We start from the raw sequence: 18,869 nt of genomic DNA, 5'->3' as shown, positions 1-18,869 counted from the left end.
ACATCGACTATCTCCTCGGAGCTATTGCTGTTTCAGCTTTGGCTGCTTGTGTTCTAGCGCGGGCCGACGCCGGTTGTCGATGGGATCGACGCACCGCCATCGTCAGACTTTTTAAGGAGGGATAACGCGCCTATTTCTTCACTGCGACCAGGAAGAGCCGCGGGAAGCGCAACAGCACCCTGCCGTCCACGAGCGGCGGATAGGCTTTCTCGATATGTTTCAGATATTCGGCCGCGAAGGCCTCGCGATGTTCGGCGCCGGCATGGTCGAGATAGGGACGCAGGCCCGTACCCTTCACCCATTCGACGATAGCAGCCGCATTTTCCAGCGCATGATTGTAGTTGGTGTGCCAGATATCGACGCGAGCCGATTTGCCGATCAGCCTGTTGTAATAGACCGAAGGGGCGGGGAGCGGATTGCGGCGCACGCTCTTCTTGGCAAAGGCCTCGCTCCAGGGGCCATTCTTGCCGGTTTCTTCCATCATCAGATGGCTCGGCTCGGTCAGATTGTCGGGCATCTGCACGGCAAGCACGCCGCCAGGCTTCAGGCCATCCATCAGATGGTCGAGAACATCCAGATGGTTCGGCAGCCACTGAAAGACGGCATTGGCAAACAGCAGGTCGACGGGCTCCTCGGGGCGCCAGGTCGCGAGATCGGCGTTGGCGAAGGCCGTGCCGGGCATGCGCTTGCGTGCGGCGTCCAGCATGTTGTCGTCGCTATCGAGGCCGGAGACGCCCGCGGCGCCGTATCGCTCGACGATCAGTTCCGTCGAATTGCCGGGGCCGCAACCGAGGTCGATCGCCCGCTCGATGCGCTCCAGCGGCACTTGCGCCAGCAGGTCGCGCGCCGGGCGCGTGCGTTCATCCTCGAATTTCACATATTGGCCGGCAGACCATGCCATGAGCTTATCCTCTTTCTAGATTGCATATTCCAACGGTTGAATGCGGACCTTGTCGATATTTCGGCCATTGAGTTTGACCACTTCGAAAGCGAGTCGGCCAGAATTGAAGCTCTCACCTTCATGCGGCAGATGGCCGAGACCCCACAGGATGAAACCGGCAAGCGTCGAATAGCGATCTGTTTCGTCGACGAGGTCGGTGCCAACAAGCTTGGAGAGATGGCGGATGTCGATCCAGCCGTCGACGGTCAGCGATCCGTCCTCGCCCTTGTCGATCGTCAGGCGCTCGTCCTCCTCGTCGGGGAACTCGCCGGCAATGGCCTCGAAAAGGTCCGTTGTCGTCACCAGTCCTTCGATCTCGCCGTATTCGTCGAGCACCAGCGCCATGGCCTGATTCTGATGGCGCAGCCGCTCCATCAGTTTGAGCACGTTGATGCTCTCATGCACGGCGAGCGGCTGGCGGATGGAGCGCTCCAGATCGATCTCGCCCTTTTCCATCAGGTCGCGCATCACGTCGCGGGCGCTGGCGATGCCAACGAAATCGTCAAGGCTGCCGCGGACCACCGGAAAGCGCGAATGGCCGATCTCGATGACACGGCGTTGCTGCTCCTCGCGCGGCTTGTCGAGGTCCAGCCAGGCGATATCGGTCCGTGGCGTCATGATCGAGCGCGCCGAGCGGTCGGCAAGCGTGAGCACGCCATGAATCATGTCCTTCTCCTCGGTTGAGAATACCTCTTCGCTGACGGTTTTTTCGGCCGTCTTCTCGGTCGGTTCGCCAAGTGCGCCTTGCGGCCGCGTGGCGCCGAGAAGGCCGAGGACTGCATCGGCCGTGCGATTGCGGATATTGCTTGGCGTAATCAGCCGCTCCTTATTGCGGCGGGCGAGCTGGTTCAGCGTCTCGATAATGATCGAGAAGCCTATCGCGGCATAGAGATAGCCCTTCGGCACATGGAAGCCGAAGCCTTCGACAACAAGCGAGAAGCCGATCATCATCAGGAAGCCGAGGCAGAGGATGACGACGGTCGGATGCTTCGAGACGAAGGCCATCAGCGGCTTCGACAGAAATAGCATGACCCCGACCGCAATGATGACGGCAACCATCATGATAGAAAGCTGTGGCACCATGCCGACGGCGGTGATGACGCTGTCCAGCGAGAAGATCGCATCCAGCACGACGATCTGTACGATCACCTGCCAGAAGACGGCATGGACGAGCTTCTTTTCGCCCTGTGCTTCGTGTCCTTCCAGCCGCTCGTGCAACTCCATCGTACCCTTGAACAGCAGGAACATGCCACCGAGGATCAGGATGATGTCGCGGCCGGACAGGCCATAGCCCCAGACGCTGACCAGCGGCGCCGTCAGCGTCACCACCCAGGCGATGGAGGCTAGCAGCGCCAGACGGATGATGAGGGCCAGCGCCAGGCCGATCATGCGCGCGGCGTCGCGCTGGTGCGGCGGCAGCTTGTCGGCCAGAATCGCAATGAAGACGAGATTGTCGATACCGAGAACAATCTCGAGAACGATCAGGGTAGCAAGACCGATCCAGGCGGAAGGGTCGGATAGCCAGTCGAAGATCATCAATGTGCAAGCTTGGCGCCGGCCGCGATGGGCCTGCCAATTCTTTCCTTCTGTTTGTCGAGTAAGATGCCGCGCGCCAATGCCACCGCGCGGCTGGTACAGCCGTCGCTATCCGGATCGCTATTTGTCGGGCCGGCTTTCCTGGAGCAGGAACTATGAGGCTCGCTTTCGGGCATGGGCGGCAATCTGGGCACGAAATGACATTTGCGCAAGGGCATCGGATGAATGAGTCTATCCGGATTGCGTGACAGTTTTTCGAAACCACATCTTCATCGCCCGGTTGAACCGGGCGAAGCGGGTCAATCTTGAGGTTTCATGCCCTTCAACGGCATGGTTCAAAATTGCGTGATCACGCTGATGCCCTTGCCCTCGGCCTTGTCCAGCGTCATCAGCGCGGGGACGGCCTCGTCCAGGCTGATCTTGCGGCCGATGAGCTTCTGTGGCGCGATCTTGCCGGCGGCGAGCATGTCGAGCATGGCATCGTAGCGCCAGGCCTGCATGCCGTGGCTGCCATAGATTTCGAGCTCATGGCCGATGACCTGCGCCATCGGAATCTGCGGCGTTGCATAGTCGCCGAGCATGAGGCCGACCTGCACATGCCGGCCGCGGCGGCGCAGATTCTTGATGGAGTTGAAGCAGGTCGTGGGATGGCCGAGCGCGTCGATCGAGACATGGGCGCCGCCCTTGGTGATTTCGCGCACCGCCTCTGCCACATCGGCGACCTCAGCCGCATTGATCGTCGCCACTGCGCCGCATTCGCGGGCGAAAGCCAGCTTCTCGTCGGAAATATCGATGGCGATGGCATTGGCGCCTAGGGCGCTGGCGATCATGATCGCCGACAGGCCGACGCCGCCGCAGCCATGCACGGCGATCCATTCGCCGGGGCGCGTCTTCGCCTGATCCGCAACGGCGCGGAAGGAGGTGGCGAAACGGCAGCCGAGGCTTGCCGCCGTCGCGTCGTCGACCGTCTCGGGCAGGTGAACGAGATTGGTGTCGGCATAATCGATGGCGACATATTCGGCAAAGGAGCCCCAATGGGTGAAGCCGGGCTGGAATTGGCTGGGGCAGACCTGCTGGTTGCCTGAGTGGCACTCGGCGCAATGGCCGCAGCCCGATACGAAGGGAACGGTGACGCGATCGCCGACCTTGAAGCGGACGACGCCGCGACCGGCCGCGACGACCTTGCCGGCAAGCTCGTGTCCAGGCACATGCGGCAGCTTGATATCCGGATCATGACCCATCCAGCCATGCCAGTCGCTGCGGCAGAGCCCGGTCGCGCCGACGGCGATCACCACGCCGTCCTCGACCGGTGTCGGATCGGGCAGGGTACGGATCTCGGGCGTCGCCTCGAAAGACTCGTAATATATGGCTTTCATCGGAGTTCTCCCTGTTTGCCTGCCGTCTGTTCGGCTCATCATTTTTCCTGATGAACCCATTCGTCAAGTTGTTGTTTCGGCGCATGAAAATTGCGCTATGAATGCGATATCGGGCGCTTTGTTGCAAATGGATTTTGCCGCGCAGTTTCTGCTTGACCTTGAGATTGTGCGGTTATTTGCTCTTCGCCAATTAAGAGAGGAAGCTACCATGGCAGTCGATACGTCGCCCCGCTCTACCACCTGGACCTATGTCGAAGGAGAATGGCTCCAAGGCAATCCGCCGCTGATCGGGCCGACGTCTCACGCCATGTGGCTCGCCTCGACGGTGTTCGACGGCGCGCGCTGGTTCGATGGTATTGCGCCCGATCTCGATCTGCACTGCCAGCGCGTCAACCGCTCCGCCGTTGCCATGGGCTTGAAGCCGGTCAAGACGGCTGAGGAAATCGAAGCGCTCGCCTGGGAAGGCATCAGGAAATTCGACGGCAAGACGCCGATCTACATCAAGCCCATGTATTGGGGCGAGCATGGCTCGCCCGGCAGCGTCGTCGCCGTCGATCCGGAATCGACGCGTTTCGCGCTTTGCTTGTTTGAAGCGCCGCTCGGCGGCAATGGCGGCATCACGCTCACCGTCTCGCCCTTCCGCCGCCCGTCGCCGGAAACGGCGATGACCGACGCCAAGGCCGGTTCGCTCTATCCGAACAGCGGCCGCATGATCCTGGAGGCCAGGAAGCGCGGTTTCGATAATGCACTGGTGTGCGACATGAACGGCAACGTCGCCGAAACCGCCGCATCCAACGTCTTCATGGTCAAGGACGGCATCGTCTACACGCCGATCGCCAACCGCACCTTCCTTGCCGGCATCACCCGCGCCCGCGTCATCGGCCTGCTGCGCCAGGAAGGGTTCGACGTTCGCGAGGAAACCCTGTCTGTGGAGCAGTTCAAGGCGGCCGACGAGGTTTTCACGACCGGCAACTATTCCAAGGTCGTCGGCGTCAAGCGCCTGGATGATCGCGAATTCCAGGAGGGACCGGTCGCCCGCAAGGCTTTGGAACTTTATATGAATTGGGCCCATGGCCGCAGCGCAAGCGAAGAGTAGTCGGGTATAGCCCACACCTATTCTGCTTCGAAAGCGCCCCTGGTTATTTGATAGGACGCAAAGGGCTGGCCGAGATAATTTGTCTCGCGCGTCGGCGACAGACCGAGCTTTTCGGCAACGCGTATGGAGGCGATGTTGCCGGGTGCTATGTCGGCGATAACGCAGTCGAGGCCGAGCGTGGCAAAAGCATGAGCAAGAACCGGTCTTGCCGCTTCCGTTGTGTAACCTTTGCCCCAGCTGAATCTGTTCAGGCGCCAGCCGATCTCGATTTCTGGCCCGACCGCATCATCAGGGATCAACAGTATCCAGCCGAGAAATTGCTTCGGATTTTCCTTGGCGAAAACAGACCAATAGCCGAGGCCATTACCAAAGTCGGCCTGGATGCGCCTCGTCAGGAATAGCCGGTGCGCCTTCGGATCGTTCCACGGCCCCGGAATGAATTTCGTCACCTCCGGATCACGATCCATGGCAAAGCAATCTTCGATGTCGGCCATGGTGCGCGGGCGCAGGATCAGGCGGCCGGTTTCAAAGGTCGGAAGCACTGTTGTTCTCCAAGGCTATCGAGATAGAAGTGAAGATCCCAGGCAATAATATCTAACCGCGCGGCCAATCCAAATTAAACGGCGCGAAGACAGCTTTTATGCTACTATGAATTTGGTCGGCACAACCATTAAGGAGGCCGCCATGAAAATCTCTCTTCCTGCTTCTGTCTATCTTTTCGACTATTACAAGCTGTTCTTGCAGCTCTGTGTCGCCGCCGCGATTGGATTTGTCATCTACTCGGCGCTGTTCGGATTGACTTGGTGACATTGGAAGCCGTTAAAACCGCCGGCCTTCATGAGGCCGCCGGTCCATGTTGTTACGAGGTAGTCGACGATGGGCCTGAGCTTTCCCAACCGCAGCCGCAGTTACGATGCCTCGGCAAAGCGTATCCGATTCACCGGCCATGACGGCATGTTCGAGGTTTCGTTTCTCGTCGATGCGGATGTCTTCCCGGGCTCGAATACCGAGGCAGGCTATCTTGCAGCCTTCGATGCCGGACGTGACTCGATCCAGAAGGTGGCGGTGAAAGCCTACGGCTATGCCCGGCGGCGCCTCTATATCCTGACGGCTAGCGATTTTCGCTGACGAGACTACTTCGCCTCTGTCCTGAGGCTGACCCACCAGCAGTAGACGGCGCCGATCGCCAGCAGCACGCAGGTGCCGAGGAACACAGCGCGCATGCCGATATGGCCGCCGACGAAGCCGCCGATGACGGGACCTGCCACCTGACCGACATATTGTGAAGAGATGGAAAGGCCGAGGATGCTGCCGGTGGCCGCATCGGGAACGTTGTGCCGGATGACGGCGGTGATGCAGGGCAGAAGCCCGCCGAGCGCCACACCCATCAGGAAGCGCAGGGCAATCAACTGCCAGGCCGAGGTCACGAAGGCCTGCGGTATCAACAGCAGCGCCGCGACGCCAAGAGCTGCCATGATCACGCTCCAGTGGCCTATGCGGTCGGCCAGCTTGCCGAGCCAGGAGGCCGACAGGATGCTGCCGAGCGCCGCAGCGGCCATGACGACGCCAGAGACCATCGTCACCTGTGCGTCGCTGACGAACTGTGCGACATAAACCGTTATGATCGGCTCGATTGACATGTTGGCCAGCATCAGCAACAGGCCGAGCGACAGCATGGCGATGACCGGACGCTTGTTCGGAATGGAGGCCCAGCTGCCGCTCGCCTTCGCGGCCTTTTTCCTTGCCGTCGATTTCTCCTCCTTGATGAGGAAGGTCGTCGCAAGGAAGGTGAAGAAGATCACGCCGCCGGCCAGCAGGAAGGTGCCGCGGATGCCGATCAGCGGCGGCAGCGCGCCGCCGATCAACGGTCCCACGAGATTTCCTGCCATGATGCCTGCGGACAACGTGCCCAGCGCCCAGGCCGAGCGATGCTTGGGCGTCTGCGCCGCCACCAGCACCATCGATCCAGAGGCATAGCCGCCAGCAAGGCCGGTGAAGAGGCGCAGCGCCACCAGCTGCCAGATATTGCCGGCCATACCCATCAGCGAAATAGCGAGCGTCATGCCGAGGCTGGCGCGCACCAGCATCAGCTTGCGGCCGTAGATATCGCCGAGCCGCCCCCAGAGCGGCGCGACGAAGGCGGCGGCAAAGAAGGTGGCGCCATAGGCAATGCCTGACCATTGCACGATCGCGGCTTTGTCGCTGACGCCGAGCTCCTCGACATAGAGGGGCAGGAAGGGAAGCAGCAGCGTCATCGCCACGATCGTCGTGAACGATCCGACGAGGCAGATGATCAGGTTCCGCATCCAATGAGCGGTTTCCGGCTCGGCCGGTGCGGCCGCATCCCATCGTGTCTCGGTCATTTCTCGGCCTTGGTATTCAATGTGTAGAACAGTTCCTCGCTGCCCGATGCCAGGATGTGACCCTTCGCGGCGGCGAGCAGGTCGGCGCGGGTGAAGAGGTCGGGAAGCTTCAGCTGGTCGACGTCGAGCGCATAGACGGTGACGTGGTAGCTATGGACGCGCTCGTCATTCCAGGGCGGGCAGGCGCCCATATAACCGCCATGCGGTCCGTCCTTCAAGTTGCCGCTGCCGGCGCCGTTCTGGCCGCGTCGTCCATAGGCCGTGCGCTCAAGCGGCAGGCCGCCGGATGACGAACTGTTTCCATCCGTGCCTTCGGCAAGGCTGGTGCGCGCCGCAGGAATATCGGCCAGCACCCAATGGACGAATTCCATCCGCTTGAAGTCTTTCGGAATGGTCTTGTCGGCCTTATTGAACAGCGAGAAATCCGTGGGAACGTCGGGGTCGACCATCGTCAGCGCATAGGAGCGCGTTCCCTTCGGCCCTTTCGACCATGACACGGCCAAGCTCTTGTTGGGTCCGGGCGCAGACTTGTCGGACCCTGTCGAAATGCAGGAGGCGTTTTCCGGCAGCAGCATCCGGCCGTCGCTCTTTGCGAACGTCACCTTGAGATCGGCCGATAGGGCCGGCGTGGCGACGGCTGTCGCGATGATGATGGCGTTCAGAACTTTGAGCATGGTTTTCATGATGTTGCCCTTTCTTGTTGCGGCTGCTGTCAGCCTTCGAGGGCAGGGTTTAACAAATTCGTGCCGAGCGCCGGCGTACGAAAACGCTCAAAATGCGGTCGGAAACGCTCACGCGCTGCGAAGTCGATCGGCGAAGCGGCGGGGGGAGCGATAGCCGGTGGCAAGGGCGGCTTCGCGCAGCGACAGCCCGTCTTCGGCAAGAAGGGTCGTTGCCAGCGCCACGCGCTCGCTTGCCAGCACATCCCGCAGGGAAGCGCCTTCGCGCGAAAGCCGCCGTCGCAGGGTCGCGTTGCTTGTGCCGAGTTCGGAGGCGATGAGATCGGCCGTCCAGGGGCGGTCTGGCTGCCAGCGCACCAGCGCCCGCACCGCCTCGGCGGTTGTCTCAGGCGAGCCGGGCAGGGCGCCGCGCATGCCGAGCACCATGAGGATTTCGAGAAGCCTGTGTTCGATCAAAGGGATCGGCATGTTGCCGCCGGCAATGCCTTCACCGGCATGGCTGATGGCCGCTGCCAGCAATGGATCGAGCGGCAACTCCGCCTGCGAAGCGATCTGGGCGGGCGGAAACGCCTTTGCCGCCCGGCGCGTCAACTCCTGGGGAAAGGTGATGAAGATCGCCCGATAGACGCCGGTCTGCGGGTCGGGATCGTTGACGACATCGCCGCTCCAGCCGGCCGGCAGCACGATCACCGTACCGGCCGCAAAGTGCCGCTGCCGCCCCATGCTGACGATTTCTTTGGAACCTTCGAGGATGGCGACGATTGAGACCTGTGAAAAGGCCGAGCCGGCAATGCGCTCGCGTTCCCGCGTCACGAAGGTGAAAAGCGTGGAATAGCTGCCGGCGCCGTTCGGAGCGGCTGTAGGGCGATTATCCTTTGCCGCCAGCCGGCGCAACTTTTCCAATATGTGGTGATGAGCCTCGGACACGACGATGGCTTCCTGCTGATATGGGGGTATCCTGAAGTTTGGACCACACGCACGACGATGCCAAGCCCGCAAAGCGCTTTGTTGGTTCGCCTGTCTTATGTTATTAACTGATTGCATTTCGCAATCAGTTTGCAGTGAGGCAGCCGAAAATCGTCCATTGCAAAGGAGGAGGCACAATATGAACTCTCTCGAAAATGCTCGCTTCGACACGGTCAAACGTCTCTTTGCCGCCTATGTGGCGCAACATCCCGAGTTCGTTGATCCGATGCTGACCAGGGATTTCACCTTTTCCAGCCCGCGCGACGATCATATCAACCGGGAACAGTATTTCGAGCAATGCTGGCCGAAGGAGAAAGCCTTCCGCGACATTCACATCGAACATCTTGTAGCCGATGGCAATGACGTGATCGTCGGCTATCGCGCCGAGAAAATGGATGGCGGCAGCTTCCGCAATGTCGAACTGATCCGCTTTGCCGGCGACCGGATCGCCGAGGTGAATGTCTATTTCGGACGGCATTTGTAGCGGGTCAGCCCGCGATCTTCGTCATCGCCGCTGCAAGCGCAGTCGCCGGGCCGCTCATCGGTTGCGGATAGCTTTCCGGAAGAAGGCGTGCAGCGTCGGTCATGGACGCCTGTGCGAAAGCGATCGTAACAGGACCCTCGCCATGGGCCGCCGTCACCGCATCGGCAATGGAGGCAAGATAGGCTGGCAGATCGCCCGCTCGGAAGTGCGCCCATGCGCCCGGAACCAGCCGGACCTTGATCTCAGCGCCCGTCGCTTTGGCTGCGGCCTCAAAAAGCGCTGTGGTCGGAACTATGGTCGTTTCGACCGTGCAGAGAACGATGACCCTGCCGCCGGCCTTGACGGCCTCCTCGGCAAGCGTGGCATCCGCTCTGATGATCGGTGCCGCCGCGCCAGCGTTTACAGCCGTCGTAGCCGGGCCGAGCGTCGAGCAGTTAAGCACGACGGCATCGGCATCCTCAGCCAGATGCCGTAGGAGCGCAGCCGTTTCTGCTGATATCTCATCCGTCAGTCGCCCCACCTTTTCGGCGGCGAGAAGAAGATCGGCGCGGACATGATGACGGAGCATGCCATCAGGCAGCCCGAGCGCCTTCGCCGTCGCCTCATAGACGGCAATATTGCTTTCGGCGGTGTGCAGGCAAGCTATCGTCACGGGCATTCCTCGGCATGGCAGAAGGACCGTGAACCTAGTCGCAGCGGCTTGCTTTGTCGATGTTTGGGAACCGCGTTCGGCCATGAAGCCATGCGTCGTCGTATTCTGTGGGATAAACTTCTATGTCTAGGCTATACATGTTTGAAAAATAGGGCAATTTTTGCTCGTGTCTGCAACTTTTTTGGCATGACGCCGGTTGCTCTTCCTGGCGACCGCTCCTATGTTCCGGTCACCTGCCGACCGCAATTTTCTGCCAAGAGGAGATATGACCATGGCTTTCGAATTGCCTGCACTTCCCTACGATTACGACGCCCTTTCGCCGTTCATGTCGCGCGAGACGCTTGAATATCACCACGACAAGCACCACAAGGCCTATGTCGACAATGGCAACAAGCTCGCTGCCGAAGCTGGCCTTGCCGATCTGTCGCTCGAAGAAGTCGTGAAGAAGTCCTTCGGCACCAATGCAGGCCTCTTCAACAATGCTGCCCAGCACTACAACCACATCCATTTCTGGAAGTGGATGAAGAAGGGCGGCGGCGGCAACAAGCTGCCGGGCAAGCTCGAAGCAGCCTTCAATTCCGATCTCGGCGGCTATGACAAGTTCAAGGCCGATTTCGCCGCTGCCGGTGCCACGCAGTTCGGTTCGGGCTGGGCATGGGTTTCCGTCAAGAACGGCAAGCTCGAAATCTCCAAGACCCCGAACGGCGAAAACCCGCTCGTTCATGGTGCAGACCCGATCCTCGGCGTCGACGTCTGGGAACACTCCTACTACATCGACTATCGCAACCTGCGTCCGAAGTATCTCGAAGCCTTCATCGACAGCCTGATCAACTGGGACTACGTCCTGGAGCGCTACGAAGCCGCGACGAAGTAAGGTTTGCCGTAAAGGCTGGCTTTCGCACCCGGCGCCTTACTGGCGTCGGGTGTTTTCTTATCCGCCGGCCGTCATTGATGTATCCGCGTGCCGCCTCGCCGGCGCAAGGAAGCCGTCCAAGGAGGCCGAATGACGTCCACACCGCTCTTCCGCTTCGGTGTCATCGCCGATCCGCAATATGCCGATCTCGAGCCCAATCTGGCTCTCAATCGTTATCCGGCGAACAGCCTCATCAAGCTTCGCGCGGCGATAGACGAATTCAACCGGCACGATCTCGCCTTCGTCGTCACGCTCGGCGACATCATCGATCGCGAATGGAAGAGTTTTGATACCGTCTTGCCCGCCTATGAGGCGCTGCGTCATCGCAAGCATTTCCTGCTCGGCAACCACGATTTCGCTGTGGCATCCGAACATCTCGGCACGGTGGCAGCACATGTGGGCATGCCGTCAGCCTATTATGATTTCGTCCATTCCGGCTATCGCTTCATCGCGCTCGACGGCAATGAGATCAGCGTTTTCGCCCCGCCGGAAGGCGATCCGCGCCGGCAGGAGGCGAAGGACCTGATGAAGGCGCTGGAGCGCGCCGGCGCGCTCAATGGCCATCGCTGGAACGGGGCCATCGGCGATGCGCAATATGACTGGCTCGCCGCGAAGCTGCGGGAGGCAAAAGCGTCCGGCGAGAAGGTCATTCTCCTGAACCATTATCCGATCTTCCCGGATAATCCGCACAATGCCTTGAACAGCGACCGGATTTTGGCGCTGCTGGCCGAGCACGATCACGTCGTCGCCTATCTCAACGGCCACAATCACGCCGGCAATTTCGGGGTGTCCGACGGAACCTATTTCGTCAACTTCATGGGCATGGTCGATACCGACGACACCACTGCCTATGCGATCGTCTCGGTCTATAGGGATCGGATTGAGGTTACGGGATTCGGCCGCGAGACCAGCAGGACCTTGGCGCTGCGCTGATACGCGTTCGATCGCCATCCGTATCTTGGTAACGTCTCTTTCTGAGGCGCAGGCGGCGGCGGAATGATTCTATAAAGCCCGGTCACATCCTGGACGTCTCGCAACACCTCAGCCGGTCGCGGCCGAGGTGTTCGTTTGCCAGCCATTCACCCAAATCTGCCGCAGACGGTCGCCTTCGCCCTTGAACCAGAGGCCGGTTGGCTGGCAGTCCTCGATCCGGTCGCTGCGGAAATTGCGGATGGCCTGGCGCAACTCGCACCAGGCGACGATGTTGGCTGTTTCGGCGTAATAGATCAGCGCGATCGGCCGGATGAGGCGCTCGGTGGCCCGGCCGAGTTCGTCGCGATAGGCAAGATCGAGTTTTTCCTCGTCGCGGATGGCACGGCGAACCAATGCCAGGTCGATCGCCGAGGCAGAAGGCGCAGCAAAACCCCAGGCATGCAGCGCATTGGCATCGAGGGTCTGGCGCAGCGGTGGCGGCACGGCGCCGGCGATCTTGGCGCTCACGCGCTTGGCCGCTTGCTTCAGTTCGGAGTCGCCGGTGCGCTCCAACAGCGCCAGCGACAGCACGATCGCCTCCATTTCCTCGATCGAGAACATCAGCGGCGGCAGGTCGAAGCCGGGCCGCAATATATAGCCGATGCCGCGCTCGCCTTCGATCGGCACCCGCATCGCCTGAAGCGCTGCGATGTCGCGATAGACCGAGCGCACGGTCACCTCCAGCTGGCCGGCAATATCGGCCGCCGTCACCGGCCTTTTGGCCAGCCGCAGGATCTGGATGATCTCGAACAGGCGCGACGCCTTGCGCATTTTATTTCCTTAATGACGAAGGCTACTGACAACACCCCGTCAGTTGGCTCGATTTATATGATCGCCTATTCACTTGAAAATCAATCATTTCCTCTCCTGCTTCCATGGAGAGAGCGATAGGCAACTGACATGGGTTACGCAGAAAATCTCTGGCTTTTCTTTCTCCTTCTCTTAGGCATCATCATCGTGCCGGGCATGGACATGCTGTTCGTGCTCGCCAATTCCCTGACCGGCGGCAGCAATCGCGGCCTTGCTGCGACGGGCGGCATCATGCTCGGCGGTGTGGTGCACTCGCTGAACGGCGCTGTCGGCATCGGTCTGCTGATGCATTTCGTGCCTGTTCTCTTCAATCCGCTGCTGATTGCCGGGGGCGCCTATATGGCCTTCATCGGCTACACGCTGATGCGCAGTTCCATCACCGTCGGTCATGATGGCCCCGCCGCCAGCCGCTCCACCTGGAAAGCCTTTCGCCAGGGAGCGGTCACTTGCCTGATCAATCCGAAGGCCTATCTCTTCATCTTTGCCGTGTATCCGCAGTTTCTGAAGCCGGAATACGGCCCGGTATGGATACAGGCCACCATCATGGGAGCCATGACCATAGCAACGCAGTTTGCCGTTTATGGAGGCCTAGCCATCACTGCCGGGCGCAGCCGCAACCTGCTGGTTGCCAATCCGCGGGCAACCGCTTTTGCGGGCCGTTCGGCAGGGCTGCTGCTCGTCGCGGTTTCGGTGTTTACGGTCTGTATGGGCCTCAAATTGGCGTGAGAGCTGAAGCCGCGAATGAATGTGTCGATAGCATGACACTGATTTCACTTGTCTCTCACCACTTTGTGACTTCATTGCGGGAAAGGAAACCGGCAAACATGTCAGCCGTAAACATGCGCTGGCCGCGCATGCGGTCTTGATCATCAGGAAGACGTAGGAGAAGGAAATGAAGTGGAAAGCGATTGTGGCGGCAACGGCCTTGGCCGGTATCGCCCTGGGTTCAGTCGTGGCGGCCGATGGCACGCATGACTCCCGCATCGGATTGATGAAGAAGATCGGTGGCGCCACCGGAGCTCTCGGAGCGATTGCAAAGGGCGACAAACCTTATGACGCCGATATCGTCAAGGCGTCACTGGCGACGATCGCCGAAACCGCCAAGGCGTTCCCGAACCAGTTCAATCCGCAGAGCGACAAGAGCGATGCCGAGGTCAATCCAAAGATCTGGGAGAACTTCGATGACTTCAAGTCCAAGGCTGCGAAGCTCTCCACCGATGCCGAGACGGCGCTCGCCCAGCTCCCGGATGACAAGGCCGGCGTCGGCGCAACATTGAAGACCCTCGGTGGCAGCTGCGGCGCCTGTCATCAGGCCTACCGCATCAAGAAAGACTGAGCGGTAGGTCGGCCTCGCCTGAAAATCGGTTTTGGCCTCCGCACCGGTTTTGCTGGCGGTGCGGAGCTTCATGGCTTTAGAGCTAGAGCTTGGGGGTAGTGGTGATGGCGCGGTTTGTCCGGTGGCTGCTTTGCCTTTTCGGTGTGATCATCCTCGGCTGCGGCGCGTTCTATGTCGTCACCGCGCCGACGTCCTTGCCGGCAAGCCATTGGGCCAATCTCGGCGATCCCGATGTCAAGAATGGCGAGATGGTGTTCTGGACCGGCGGCTGCACCAGCTGTCATGCCGCGCCAGGCGCTCAAGGGGAAGCCAAGCTCGTGCTTTCGGGTGGCCTGGGGCTCAAGAGCCCCTTCGGCACCTTCCATGTGCCGAATATCACGCCGGACGAGAAGGCAGGGCTCGGCAGCTGGACGCTCGCAGATTTCGGCAATGCCATGAAACGCGGCGTCGGCAGACAAGGCGAACATCTCTATCCGTCCTTCCCATACGGCTCCTATAGCCGCATGAGCGATAAGGACATCAACGATCTCTGGGCCTTCCTGAAGACGCTGCCGAAGAGCAGCAATATCGCTCCGCCGCACGAACTGCCCTTTCCCTTCAACATCCGGCTGGCGCTTGGTGCCTGGAAATTTCTCTATCTCAACGACCAGCCGCGCGTCGTCCTCGTCAATGCTGACGACAAGATTAAGCGCGGGCAGTATCTGGTGGAAGGGCCGGGCCATTGCGGCGAATGCCACACGCCGCGCGATAGCCTCGGCGGCTTCCTGAGCGGTCAATGGCTGGCCGGAGCGCCCAATCCGGAAGGAAAGGGCCAGATCCCGGATATCAGGCCAGGTTCAAAGGCGATCGGCAGCTGGAGCGCCGGCGACATCGCCAACTATCTCGAAACCGGCTTCACCCCGAACTACGATTCAGCTGGCGGCTCGATGGCCGAAGTCCAGCAGAACATCGCCCACTTGCCGGCAACCGACCGCGAGGCGATCGCGGCTTATCTGAAGGCGCTGCCGGCGAAATAGGCTGGAAATTGTCCACGAAGCGCCCGGCGCTTGGCGGATGCAGCCATTTTTCCAGCGCATTTCCGATAAAGCTTATGCCACGGGATTCGGCAACGGGACAGGGTGGTCGTGGACGCAAGGGTGGCGCAAAGGGTTCCTTATTTCAGCCAGTGGGAAACGGCTGACATGACGCTGGCTGTCGTGGCCGAGGGCGCGCGGTCCGCCTTGCTGAAGGACCCGCTCTGGGCGTCTTCCGGCGCTCGCGATATCGAGGAATATGCTCATTGGGCTGCCAATCTCTGCGGCATGGCCTGCCTGAAGATGGTGCTTGCCGCCCGCACCGGCAAAACGGTTCCGATCATGGATCTGGCCATGGGATGCAGGGATTACGGCGGCTATGTCGAGGAGCCGGATGGCCGGATCAGGGGGCTGATCTATGCGCCCTTCATTCCCTTCGTCCGCGATCGCTTCGATCTGAATGCCAGGGTCGTCACCGGCATTTCCATTGCGGAGATTGCCGATATCCTCACGCAATCGGAATTTTTTATCGCGTCAGTACATCATTCCATTCGCTGGCCGGAGACCGAGCCGCCGGCCAAGGGCGGCCATCTCGTGCTGGTCACGGCCATCGACGGAGATATGATCCGCTTCCACAATCCTTCCGGTCACATCGATGCGACACGCGAGAATGTCGAGATGCCGCTGGAGACGTTCGATAGGTTCTTTGCCGGCCGCGGGATCGCCATCGATCGCTGACATCGGGCGTCTGATGGCGATCCCGTCAAAGGCCGGCATCAGGCCAGTGCCTGCAGGTAACGCATACCGGTGACCGGACGCGGCTTGAAATCCATGTGCTCGTAGAAGCGGTGAGCCTTGAAGTTGCCTGTCGCGGCGCCAACCGAAAGGTAGGTGCAGCCGGCCTTGCGCGCGATATCGCGGGCGCGGTCGACGAGATGCTGCCCGATGCCATGGCTGCGATGGCCATCACGCACGAAGAGATGATGCAGATCCATGCCCCGCTGCCCTTCCTGCGCCTTGTAGAGCGGCACGAGGATGGCGTAGCCGAGCAACCCATCTTCGCCTTCGGCGACCAGCGCTGTGATCCAGGGGACCGGGCCGAACAGATCGCGTTCGAGCTGCTCGGGCGTTGTGCCGGAAGGATCGCCGTGATGGGCGGCCAGCAGCCGGATCATGTCATTCAGTTCCGGCAGGTCGCGCGGCTGCGCATTGCGGATGGTCAGAACAGGCGGCCGTAGAAGTGAGATGTCGCTATCGTCTAGCATGGCATTTTGCGTCCTTGTTTTTGAATGAGCCGTCAGGACGCTGCCGATACAACAAAGCCGCCTGACGGCGGCTTGTTGACAATATGATCTGTCTCGGCCGCCCCTTACAGGTACAGCCAAAAATACGAGCAATTATGGAGCGCGTGCGTGATCATGAGCGCATCAATGGTCCGGTTCAGCGCATTTGTCAATGGGGGCCTCAATGCTCTCCGTCGCATAGCCCATGATCCGACAATGCCCGGATCACATAGCAGTCTTCGATACTGTGGCCGTCGCAGTGCGAGACGATGCGCTCCAGCTCATGCTCCAGCCGCTTCAGCTGCGCGATCTTGATGCGCACGTCATCCAGATGTTCCTTGGCGATGCGGTCGGCGCCGACGCAGGGGCGATCCGGGTGCTGGCTGAGCGAGATCAGTTCCTTGATGGCGTCGATCGTCAGACCGAGGTCGCGGCCATGGCGGATGAAGGCCAGGCGCTCCAGATCGGTTTTGGTATAGCGGCGCTGATTGCCTTCGCTGCGGTCGGGTTCCGAGATCAGTCCCATCTGCTCGTAATAGCGGATCGTCGGTACTTTGACGCCGGTACGCTTGGACAAGTCGCCGATCGACAACATCTGTGATCTCCAATACCTCTAGTCTCTAGAGCAATATATGCGATCGCCTATTAAATTTACAAGGGCAGGTAGTCATACGGTACAATCGGGATCAGCCCATTATTGACGCGGTCATTGAAGTCACGGTCGACAAGACGGCATGAAATCCGATAGCAATCGGGCCGGTCGGAGGCTTGCCATATTCGTCGCATAGCCCACAATCTGCCCGATTCTGCTGGAGGCTTTTTGCATGCCCATATTGCTCACCCGTCGCCGCCTTGTGGCTGGCTCGGCGCTGCTGTTCCCCGCTCTGACGCTCGGTCCGGATGCGCTCTTCGCCCAGGGTGTCGCTACGTCGCCGCAGGCGCCGGCCACCCAGGACAATTCCGCAACGCCGGCCAACGGACAAGACATGGACGGCGATAACGGCGCACAGACGGACAATTCGCAGCTGACCGACGATGTCGACAAGCAGTTGGCGGGTCTGGAAAAGAAAACCGGCGGGCGACTTGGCGTCTCCGTCCTCGACACTGAAACCAATATTTCACTCGGCCATCGCCAGGAAGAGCGCTTCCCGCTGTGCAGCACCTACAAGGCTCTGGCAGCCGGCTTTGTCCTGGCGCGTGTCGATCAGGGTGTCGAAAAACTCGACCGCCGCGTCACCTATGGGAAAGAGGTGGTGGTTACCTATTCCCCGGAAACGGAAAAGCATGCCGGCACCGATGGCATGACCGTCGCCGAACTTTGCGGCGCCGCCATCACCCTGAGCGACAATACCGCCGGCAACCTGCTGCTCGAAAGCGTCGGCGGTCCTGCTGCGCTGACCTCCTGGCTGCGCGTCACCGGCGACACCGAAACCCGCCTCGATCGCAATGAGCCCGACGTCAATCAGGCGGTCAAGGACGATCTGCGCGACACGACGACGCCAGATGCGATGCTGGACACGATCGGGCTGCTGACGCTTGGCAACACGCTGTCAGAAACATCCAGGGATCAGCTGATCAATTGGCTGGTCGCCAACACCACCGGCAATAATCGTCTGCGCGCCGGCCTGCCGAAGGAATGGAAGGTCGGCGACAAGACCGGTACGGGCAATAATGGCTCCTATGCCGATATCGCGGTGATCTGGCCGCCCGAGCGTGGCCCCGTCCTTGTCACGACGTTCGTCGCGGAGGCAACCGCGCCTGCGAAGGATGTCGAAGCCGTCTTTGTCGAAGTCAGCAAGATCATTGTCCAAATGGTTGGTCAGTGACGAAATGCGGCCAGTAAAAACAAGAGGATACGATCGAGACGTGAATCAGGATCGTATCCTCTTCATGCAATCTGGCAATTTGCTCAGGCGATGGACAAGGCCGAGGATGCGCCGTCCGTTTCCTTCTCGTCGTCACCCTTGTTGTTGCCAGCGCCGAGCTTCTGCTTGATCTCGGCAGCGATCTGGTCGTTGATCGCCTTCTGGTCGTCGGTGGAGAGAGCGTTGAAGGATTCTTCCGTCAGGCTATGCGCCTGCAGATATTGCGCCCGGATTTTCTGGGCCGGCGTCATGTTCGCCCATTTGGCAAACTCGTCCAGAATGTCCTGATTGGACTGCTTGGTCGATGAGGTCGAACTGCTGCCGCTTGCGGCAGTCGAGCCATCCTGATCGTCGCTGGTGCCGGATGCTGACGCCCCGCCGATCTGGCTGAGCCAGAAGCCCGATGAAATGGAGGAGGGGACACCGCTCGTTGAGACCGATGGTCCCTGCGAATCGTCCTGCTGCTCGCTGTCGTCAGGCAGGCTAAAAGGCGAGCTGTCGTCGGAATTCTGATCCTGCTTGCTGCGTATCGGGGTGCTGAAATAATTGTGGGTGCCGTGGTGCACTTTCATCGTCATATCTCC

23 protein-coding genes are annotated in these 18,869 nt (G+C 60.4%); 11 read left to right on the top strand and 12 right to left on the bottom strand.

All coding sequences use genetic code 11. From position 1 onward, the window contains the following. Positions 1-130 precede the first annotated feature (130 nt). The 3 genes from tam to GA0061102_RS08475 form a co-directional block, all read right to left on the bottom strand. Positions 131-901, bottom strand: a complete 771-nt coding sequence (gene tam, locus GA0061102_RS08490) for a trans-aconitate 2-methyltransferase (protein ID WP_092845855.1) — start codon at positions 899-901, stop codon at positions 131-133. A 15-nt stretch (positions 902-916) separates the two neighbouring features. Next, on the bottom strand, positions 917-2,476 hold the full coding sequence (locus tag GA0061102_RS08485) for a TerC family protein (protein ID WP_092845853.1): 1,560 nt from the start codon (positions 2,474-2,476) through the stop codon (positions 917-919). 335 nt (positions 2,477-2,811) lie between these two features. Beyond that, a complete protein-coding gene (locus GA0061102_RS08475) occupies positions 2,812-3,852 on the bottom strand; it encodes a zinc-dependent alcohol dehydrogenase family protein (protein WP_092845849.1) in 1,041 nt (346 codons plus the stop codon). Positions 3,853-4,060: 208 nt separating this feature from the next. Here GA0061102_RS08475 and GA0061102_RS08470 point away from each other — a divergent pair, with 208 nt between their 5' ends. After that, positions 4,061-4,948 (top strand): branched-chain amino acid aminotransferase, encoded by an 888-nt coding sequence (locus GA0061102_RS08470; protein ID WP_092845847.1) that lies wholly within the window; start codon positions 4,061-4,063, stop codon positions 4,946-4,948. A 17-nt stretch (positions 4,949-4,965) separates the two neighbouring features. On the opposite strand, the gene GA0061102_RS08465 is transcribed toward GA0061102_RS08470, so the two are convergent. Then, on the bottom strand, positions 4,966-5,490 hold the full coding sequence (locus tag GA0061102_RS08465) for a GNAT family N-acetyltransferase (RefSeq protein ID WP_092845845.1): 525 nt from the start codon (positions 5,488-5,490) through the stop codon (positions 4,966-4,968). A 142-nt stretch (positions 5,491-5,632) separates the two neighbouring features. On the opposite strand from GA0061102_RS08465, the gene GA0061102_RS33855 reads away from it, so the two are divergent. After that, complete coding sequence (locus tag GA0061102_RS33855) at positions 5,633-5,755, top strand: hypothetical protein (RefSeq protein ID WP_280949814.1); 123 nt, start codon at positions 5,633-5,635, stop codon at positions 5,753-5,755. Positions 5,756-5,824: 69 nt separating this feature from the next. Then, the gene (locus GA0061102_RS08460) at positions 5,825-6,076 is read left to right on the top strand and encodes a DUF1488 family protein (protein ID WP_092845843.1); all 252 of its coding nucleotides are present in this window, start codon (positions 5,825-5,827) and stop codon (positions 6,074-6,076) included. Between the two features lie 5 nt (positions 6,077-6,081). On the opposite strand, the gene GA0061102_RS08455 is transcribed toward GA0061102_RS08460, so the two are convergent. From GA0061102_RS08455 to GA0061102_RS08445, 3 genes are all read right to left on the bottom strand, one after another. Further along, positions 6,082-7,311 carry an MFS transporter gene (locus GA0061102_RS08455; RefSeq protein ID WP_092845841.1) on the bottom strand — a complete coding sequence of 410 codons (1,230 nt, stop codon included), beginning with the start codon at positions 7,309-7,311 and terminating at the stop codon, positions 6,082-6,084. Then, the gene (locus GA0061102_RS08450) at positions 7,308-7,994 is read right to left on the bottom strand and encodes a YbhB/YbcL family Raf kinase inhibitor-like protein (RefSeq protein WP_092845839.1); all 687 of its coding nucleotides are present in this window, start codon (positions 7,992-7,994) and stop codon (positions 7,308-7,310) included. The genes GA0061102_RS08455 and GA0061102_RS08450 overlap by 4 nt, the downstream gene beginning before the upstream one ends. 108 nt (positions 7,995-8,102) lie before the next feature. Beyond that, complete coding sequence (locus GA0061102_RS08445) at positions 8,103-8,918, bottom strand: helix-turn-helix domain-containing protein (protein WP_092845837.1); 816 nt, start codon at positions 8,916-8,918, stop codon at positions 8,103-8,105. A gap of 178 nt (positions 8,919-9,096) precedes the next feature. On the opposite strand from GA0061102_RS08445, the gene GA0061102_RS08440 reads away from it, so the two are divergent. After that, complete coding sequence (locus GA0061102_RS08440) at positions 9,097-9,441, top strand: nuclear transport factor 2 family protein (RefSeq protein ID WP_092845835.1); 345 nt, start codon at positions 9,097-9,099, stop codon at positions 9,439-9,441. Positions 9,442-9,445: 4 nt separating this feature from the next. Here the strand turns inward: GA0061102_RS08440 and GA0061102_RS08435 are convergent, their stop codons facing one another. Beyond that, a complete protein-coding gene (locus GA0061102_RS08435; RefSeq protein ID WP_092845833.1) occupies positions 9,446-10,093 on the bottom strand; it encodes an aspartate/glutamate racemase family protein in 648 nt (215 codons plus the stop codon). Between the two features lie 271 nt (positions 10,094-10,364). Here GA0061102_RS08435 and GA0061102_RS08430 point away from each other — a divergent pair, with 271 nt between their 5' ends. Together GA0061102_RS08430 and GA0061102_RS08425 are read left to right on the top strand one after the other, a co-directional pair. Then, positions 10,365-10,967 carry a superoxide dismutase gene (locus tag GA0061102_RS08430; protein WP_092845831.1) on the top strand — a complete coding sequence of 201 codons (603 nt, stop codon included), beginning with the start codon at positions 10,365-10,367 and terminating at the stop codon, positions 10,965-10,967. Positions 10,968-11,096: 129 nt separating this feature from the next. Beyond that, positions 11,097-11,939, top strand: a complete 843-nt coding sequence (locus GA0061102_RS08425; RefSeq protein WP_092845829.1) for a metallophosphoesterase — start codon at positions 11,097-11,099, stop codon at positions 11,937-11,939. 108 nt (positions 11,940-12,047) lie between these two features. Here the strand turns inward: GA0061102_RS08425 and GA0061102_RS08420 are convergent, their stop codons facing one another. Then, positions 12,048-12,749, bottom strand: coding sequence for a helix-turn-helix transcriptional regulator (locus tag GA0061102_RS08420; RefSeq protein ID WP_092845827.1), 702 nt, complete (start codon positions 12,747-12,749; stop codon positions 12,048-12,050). Between the two features lie 129 nt (positions 12,750-12,878). On the opposite strand from GA0061102_RS08420, the gene GA0061102_RS08415 reads away from it, so the two are divergent. From GA0061102_RS08415 to GA0061102_RS08400, 4 genes are all read left to right on the top strand, one after another. Continuing rightward, entirely contained in the window at positions 12,879-13,514 is a 636-nt protein-coding gene (locus GA0061102_RS08415; RefSeq protein WP_092845825.1) for a LysE family translocator, read from the top strand. Between the two features lie 166 nt (positions 13,515-13,680). Further along, complete coding sequence (locus GA0061102_RS08410) at positions 13,681-14,124, top strand: c-type cytochrome (RefSeq protein ID WP_092845823.1); 444 nt, start codon at positions 13,681-13,683, stop codon at positions 14,122-14,124. A 101-nt stretch (positions 14,125-14,225) separates the two neighbouring features. Continuing rightward, entirely contained in the window at positions 14,226-15,140 is a 915-nt protein-coding gene (locus GA0061102_RS08405) for a cytochrome c (protein WP_092846018.1), read from the top strand. Positions 15,141-15,224: 84 nt separating this feature from the next. After that, on the top strand, positions 15,225-15,875 hold the full coding sequence (locus GA0061102_RS08400; protein ID WP_092845821.1) for a C39 family peptidase: 651 nt from the start codon (positions 15,225-15,227) through the stop codon (positions 15,873-15,875). A 38-nt stretch (positions 15,876-15,913) separates the two neighbouring features. On the opposite strand, the gene GA0061102_RS08395 is transcribed toward GA0061102_RS08400, so the two are convergent. Both GA0061102_RS08395 and GA0061102_RS08390 read right to left on the bottom strand, forming a co-directional pair. Continuing rightward, the gene (locus GA0061102_RS08395; RefSeq protein WP_092845819.1) at positions 15,914-16,402 is read right to left on the bottom strand and encodes a GNAT family N-acetyltransferase; all 489 of its coding nucleotides are present in this window, start codon (positions 16,400-16,402) and stop codon (positions 15,914-15,916) included. Between the two features lie 199 nt (positions 16,403-16,601). Beyond that, positions 16,602-17,015: a MerR family transcriptional regulator gene (locus GA0061102_RS08390; protein WP_092845817.1), complete on the bottom strand. Its 414-nt coding sequence runs from the start codon at positions 17,013-17,015 to the stop codon at positions 16,602-16,604. A 229-nt stretch (positions 17,016-17,244) separates the two neighbouring features. On the opposite strand from GA0061102_RS08390, the gene bla reads away from it, so the two are divergent. Next, positions 17,245-18,246, top strand: a complete 1,002-nt coding sequence (gene bla / locus GA0061102_RS08385) for a class A beta-lactamase (protein WP_092845815.1) — start codon at positions 17,245-17,247, stop codon at positions 18,244-18,246. A gap of 83 nt (positions 18,247-18,329) precedes the next feature. On the opposite strand, the gene GA0061102_RS08380 is transcribed toward bla, so the two are convergent. After that, the gene (locus GA0061102_RS08380) at positions 18,330-18,857 is read right to left on the bottom strand and encodes a hypothetical protein (protein WP_092846016.1); all 528 of its coding nucleotides are present in this window, start codon (positions 18,855-18,857) and stop codon (positions 18,330-18,332) included. Between the last annotated feature and the right edge of the window lie 12 nt (positions 18,858-18,869).

It is taken from the genome of Martinezella miluonensis, assembly GCF_900094545.1.
GTDB classification, from domain to species: Bacteria; Pseudomonadota; Alphaproteobacteria; order Rhizobiales; family Rhizobiaceae; genus Rhizobium; species Rhizobium miluonense.
Note: the sequence above shows the minus strand (reverse complement) of the source record. Positions and strands in the feature narration are given on the sequence as shown.

Excerpts from the sequence above, each read along its gene's own strand:
- GA0061102_RS08390 (WP_092845817.1), bottom strand. The coding sequence starts at position 17,015 with ATGTTGTCGATCGGCGACTTGTCCAAGCGTACCGGCGTCAAAGTACCG.
- bla (WP_092845815.1), top strand. The coding sequence starts at position 17,245 with ATGCCCATATTGCTCACCCGTCGCCGCCTTGTGGCTGGCTCGGCGCTG.
- GA0061102_RS08460 (WP_092845843.1), top strand. The coding sequence starts at position 5,825 with ATGGGCCTGAGCTTTCCCAACCGCAGCCGCAGTTACGATGCCTCGGCA.
- GA0061102_RS08430 (WP_092845831.1), top strand. The coding sequence starts at position 10,365 with ATGGCTTTCGAATTGCCTGCACTTCCCTACGATTACGACGCCCTTTCG.
- GA0061102_RS08395 (WP_092845819.1), bottom strand. The coding sequence starts at position 16,402 with ATGCTAGACGATAGCGACATCTCACTTCTACGGCCGCCTGTTCTGACC.
- GA0061102_RS08410 (WP_092845823.1), top strand. The coding sequence starts at position 13,681 with ATGAAGTGGAAAGCGATTGTGGCGGCAACGGCCTTGGCCGGTATCGCC.
- GA0061102_RS08415 (WP_092845825.1), top strand. The coding sequence starts at position 12,879 with ATGGGTTACGCAGAAAATCTCTGGCTTTTCTTTCTCCTTCTCTTAGGC.
- GA0061102_RS08420 (WP_092845827.1), bottom strand. The coding sequence starts at position 12,749 with ATGCGCAAGGCGTCGCGCCTGTTCGAGATCATCCAGATCCTGCGGCTG.
- GA0061102_RS08380 (WP_092846016.1), bottom strand. The coding sequence starts at position 18,857 with ATGAAAGTGCACCACGGCACCCACAATTATTTCAGCACCCCGATACGC.
- GA0061102_RS08455 (WP_092845841.1), bottom strand. The coding sequence starts at position 7,311 with ATGACCGAGACACGATGGGATGCGGCCGCACCGGCCGAGCCGGAAACC.
- GA0061102_RS08450 (WP_092845839.1), bottom strand. The coding sequence starts at position 7,994 with ATGAAAACCATGCTCAAAGTTCTGAACGCCATCATCATCGCGACAGCC.
- GA0061102_RS08440 (WP_092845835.1), top strand. The coding sequence starts at position 9,097 with ATGAACTCTCTCGAAAATGCTCGCTTCGACACGGTCAAACGTCTCTTT.
- tam (WP_092845855.1), bottom strand. The coding sequence starts at position 901 with ATGGCATGGTCTGCCGGCCAATATGTGAAATTCGAGGATGAACGCACG.
- GA0061102_RS08475 (WP_092845849.1), bottom strand. The coding sequence starts at position 3,852 with ATGAAAGCCATATATTACGAGTCTTTCGAGGCGACGCCCGAGATCCGT.
- GA0061102_RS33855 (WP_280949814.1), top strand. The coding sequence starts at position 5,633 with ATGAAAATCTCTCTTCCTGCTTCTGTCTATCTTTTCGACTATTACAAG.
- GA0061102_RS08470 (WP_092845847.1), top strand. The coding sequence starts at position 4,061 with ATGGCAGTCGATACGTCGCCCCGCTCTACCACCTGGACCTATGTCGAA.
- GA0061102_RS08425 (WP_092845829.1), top strand. The coding sequence starts at position 11,097 with ATGACGTCCACACCGCTCTTCCGCTTCGGTGTCATCGCCGATCCGCAA.
- GA0061102_RS08485 (WP_092845853.1), bottom strand. The coding sequence starts at position 2,476 with ATGATCTTCGACTGGCTATCCGACCCTTCCGCCTGGATCGGTCTTGCT.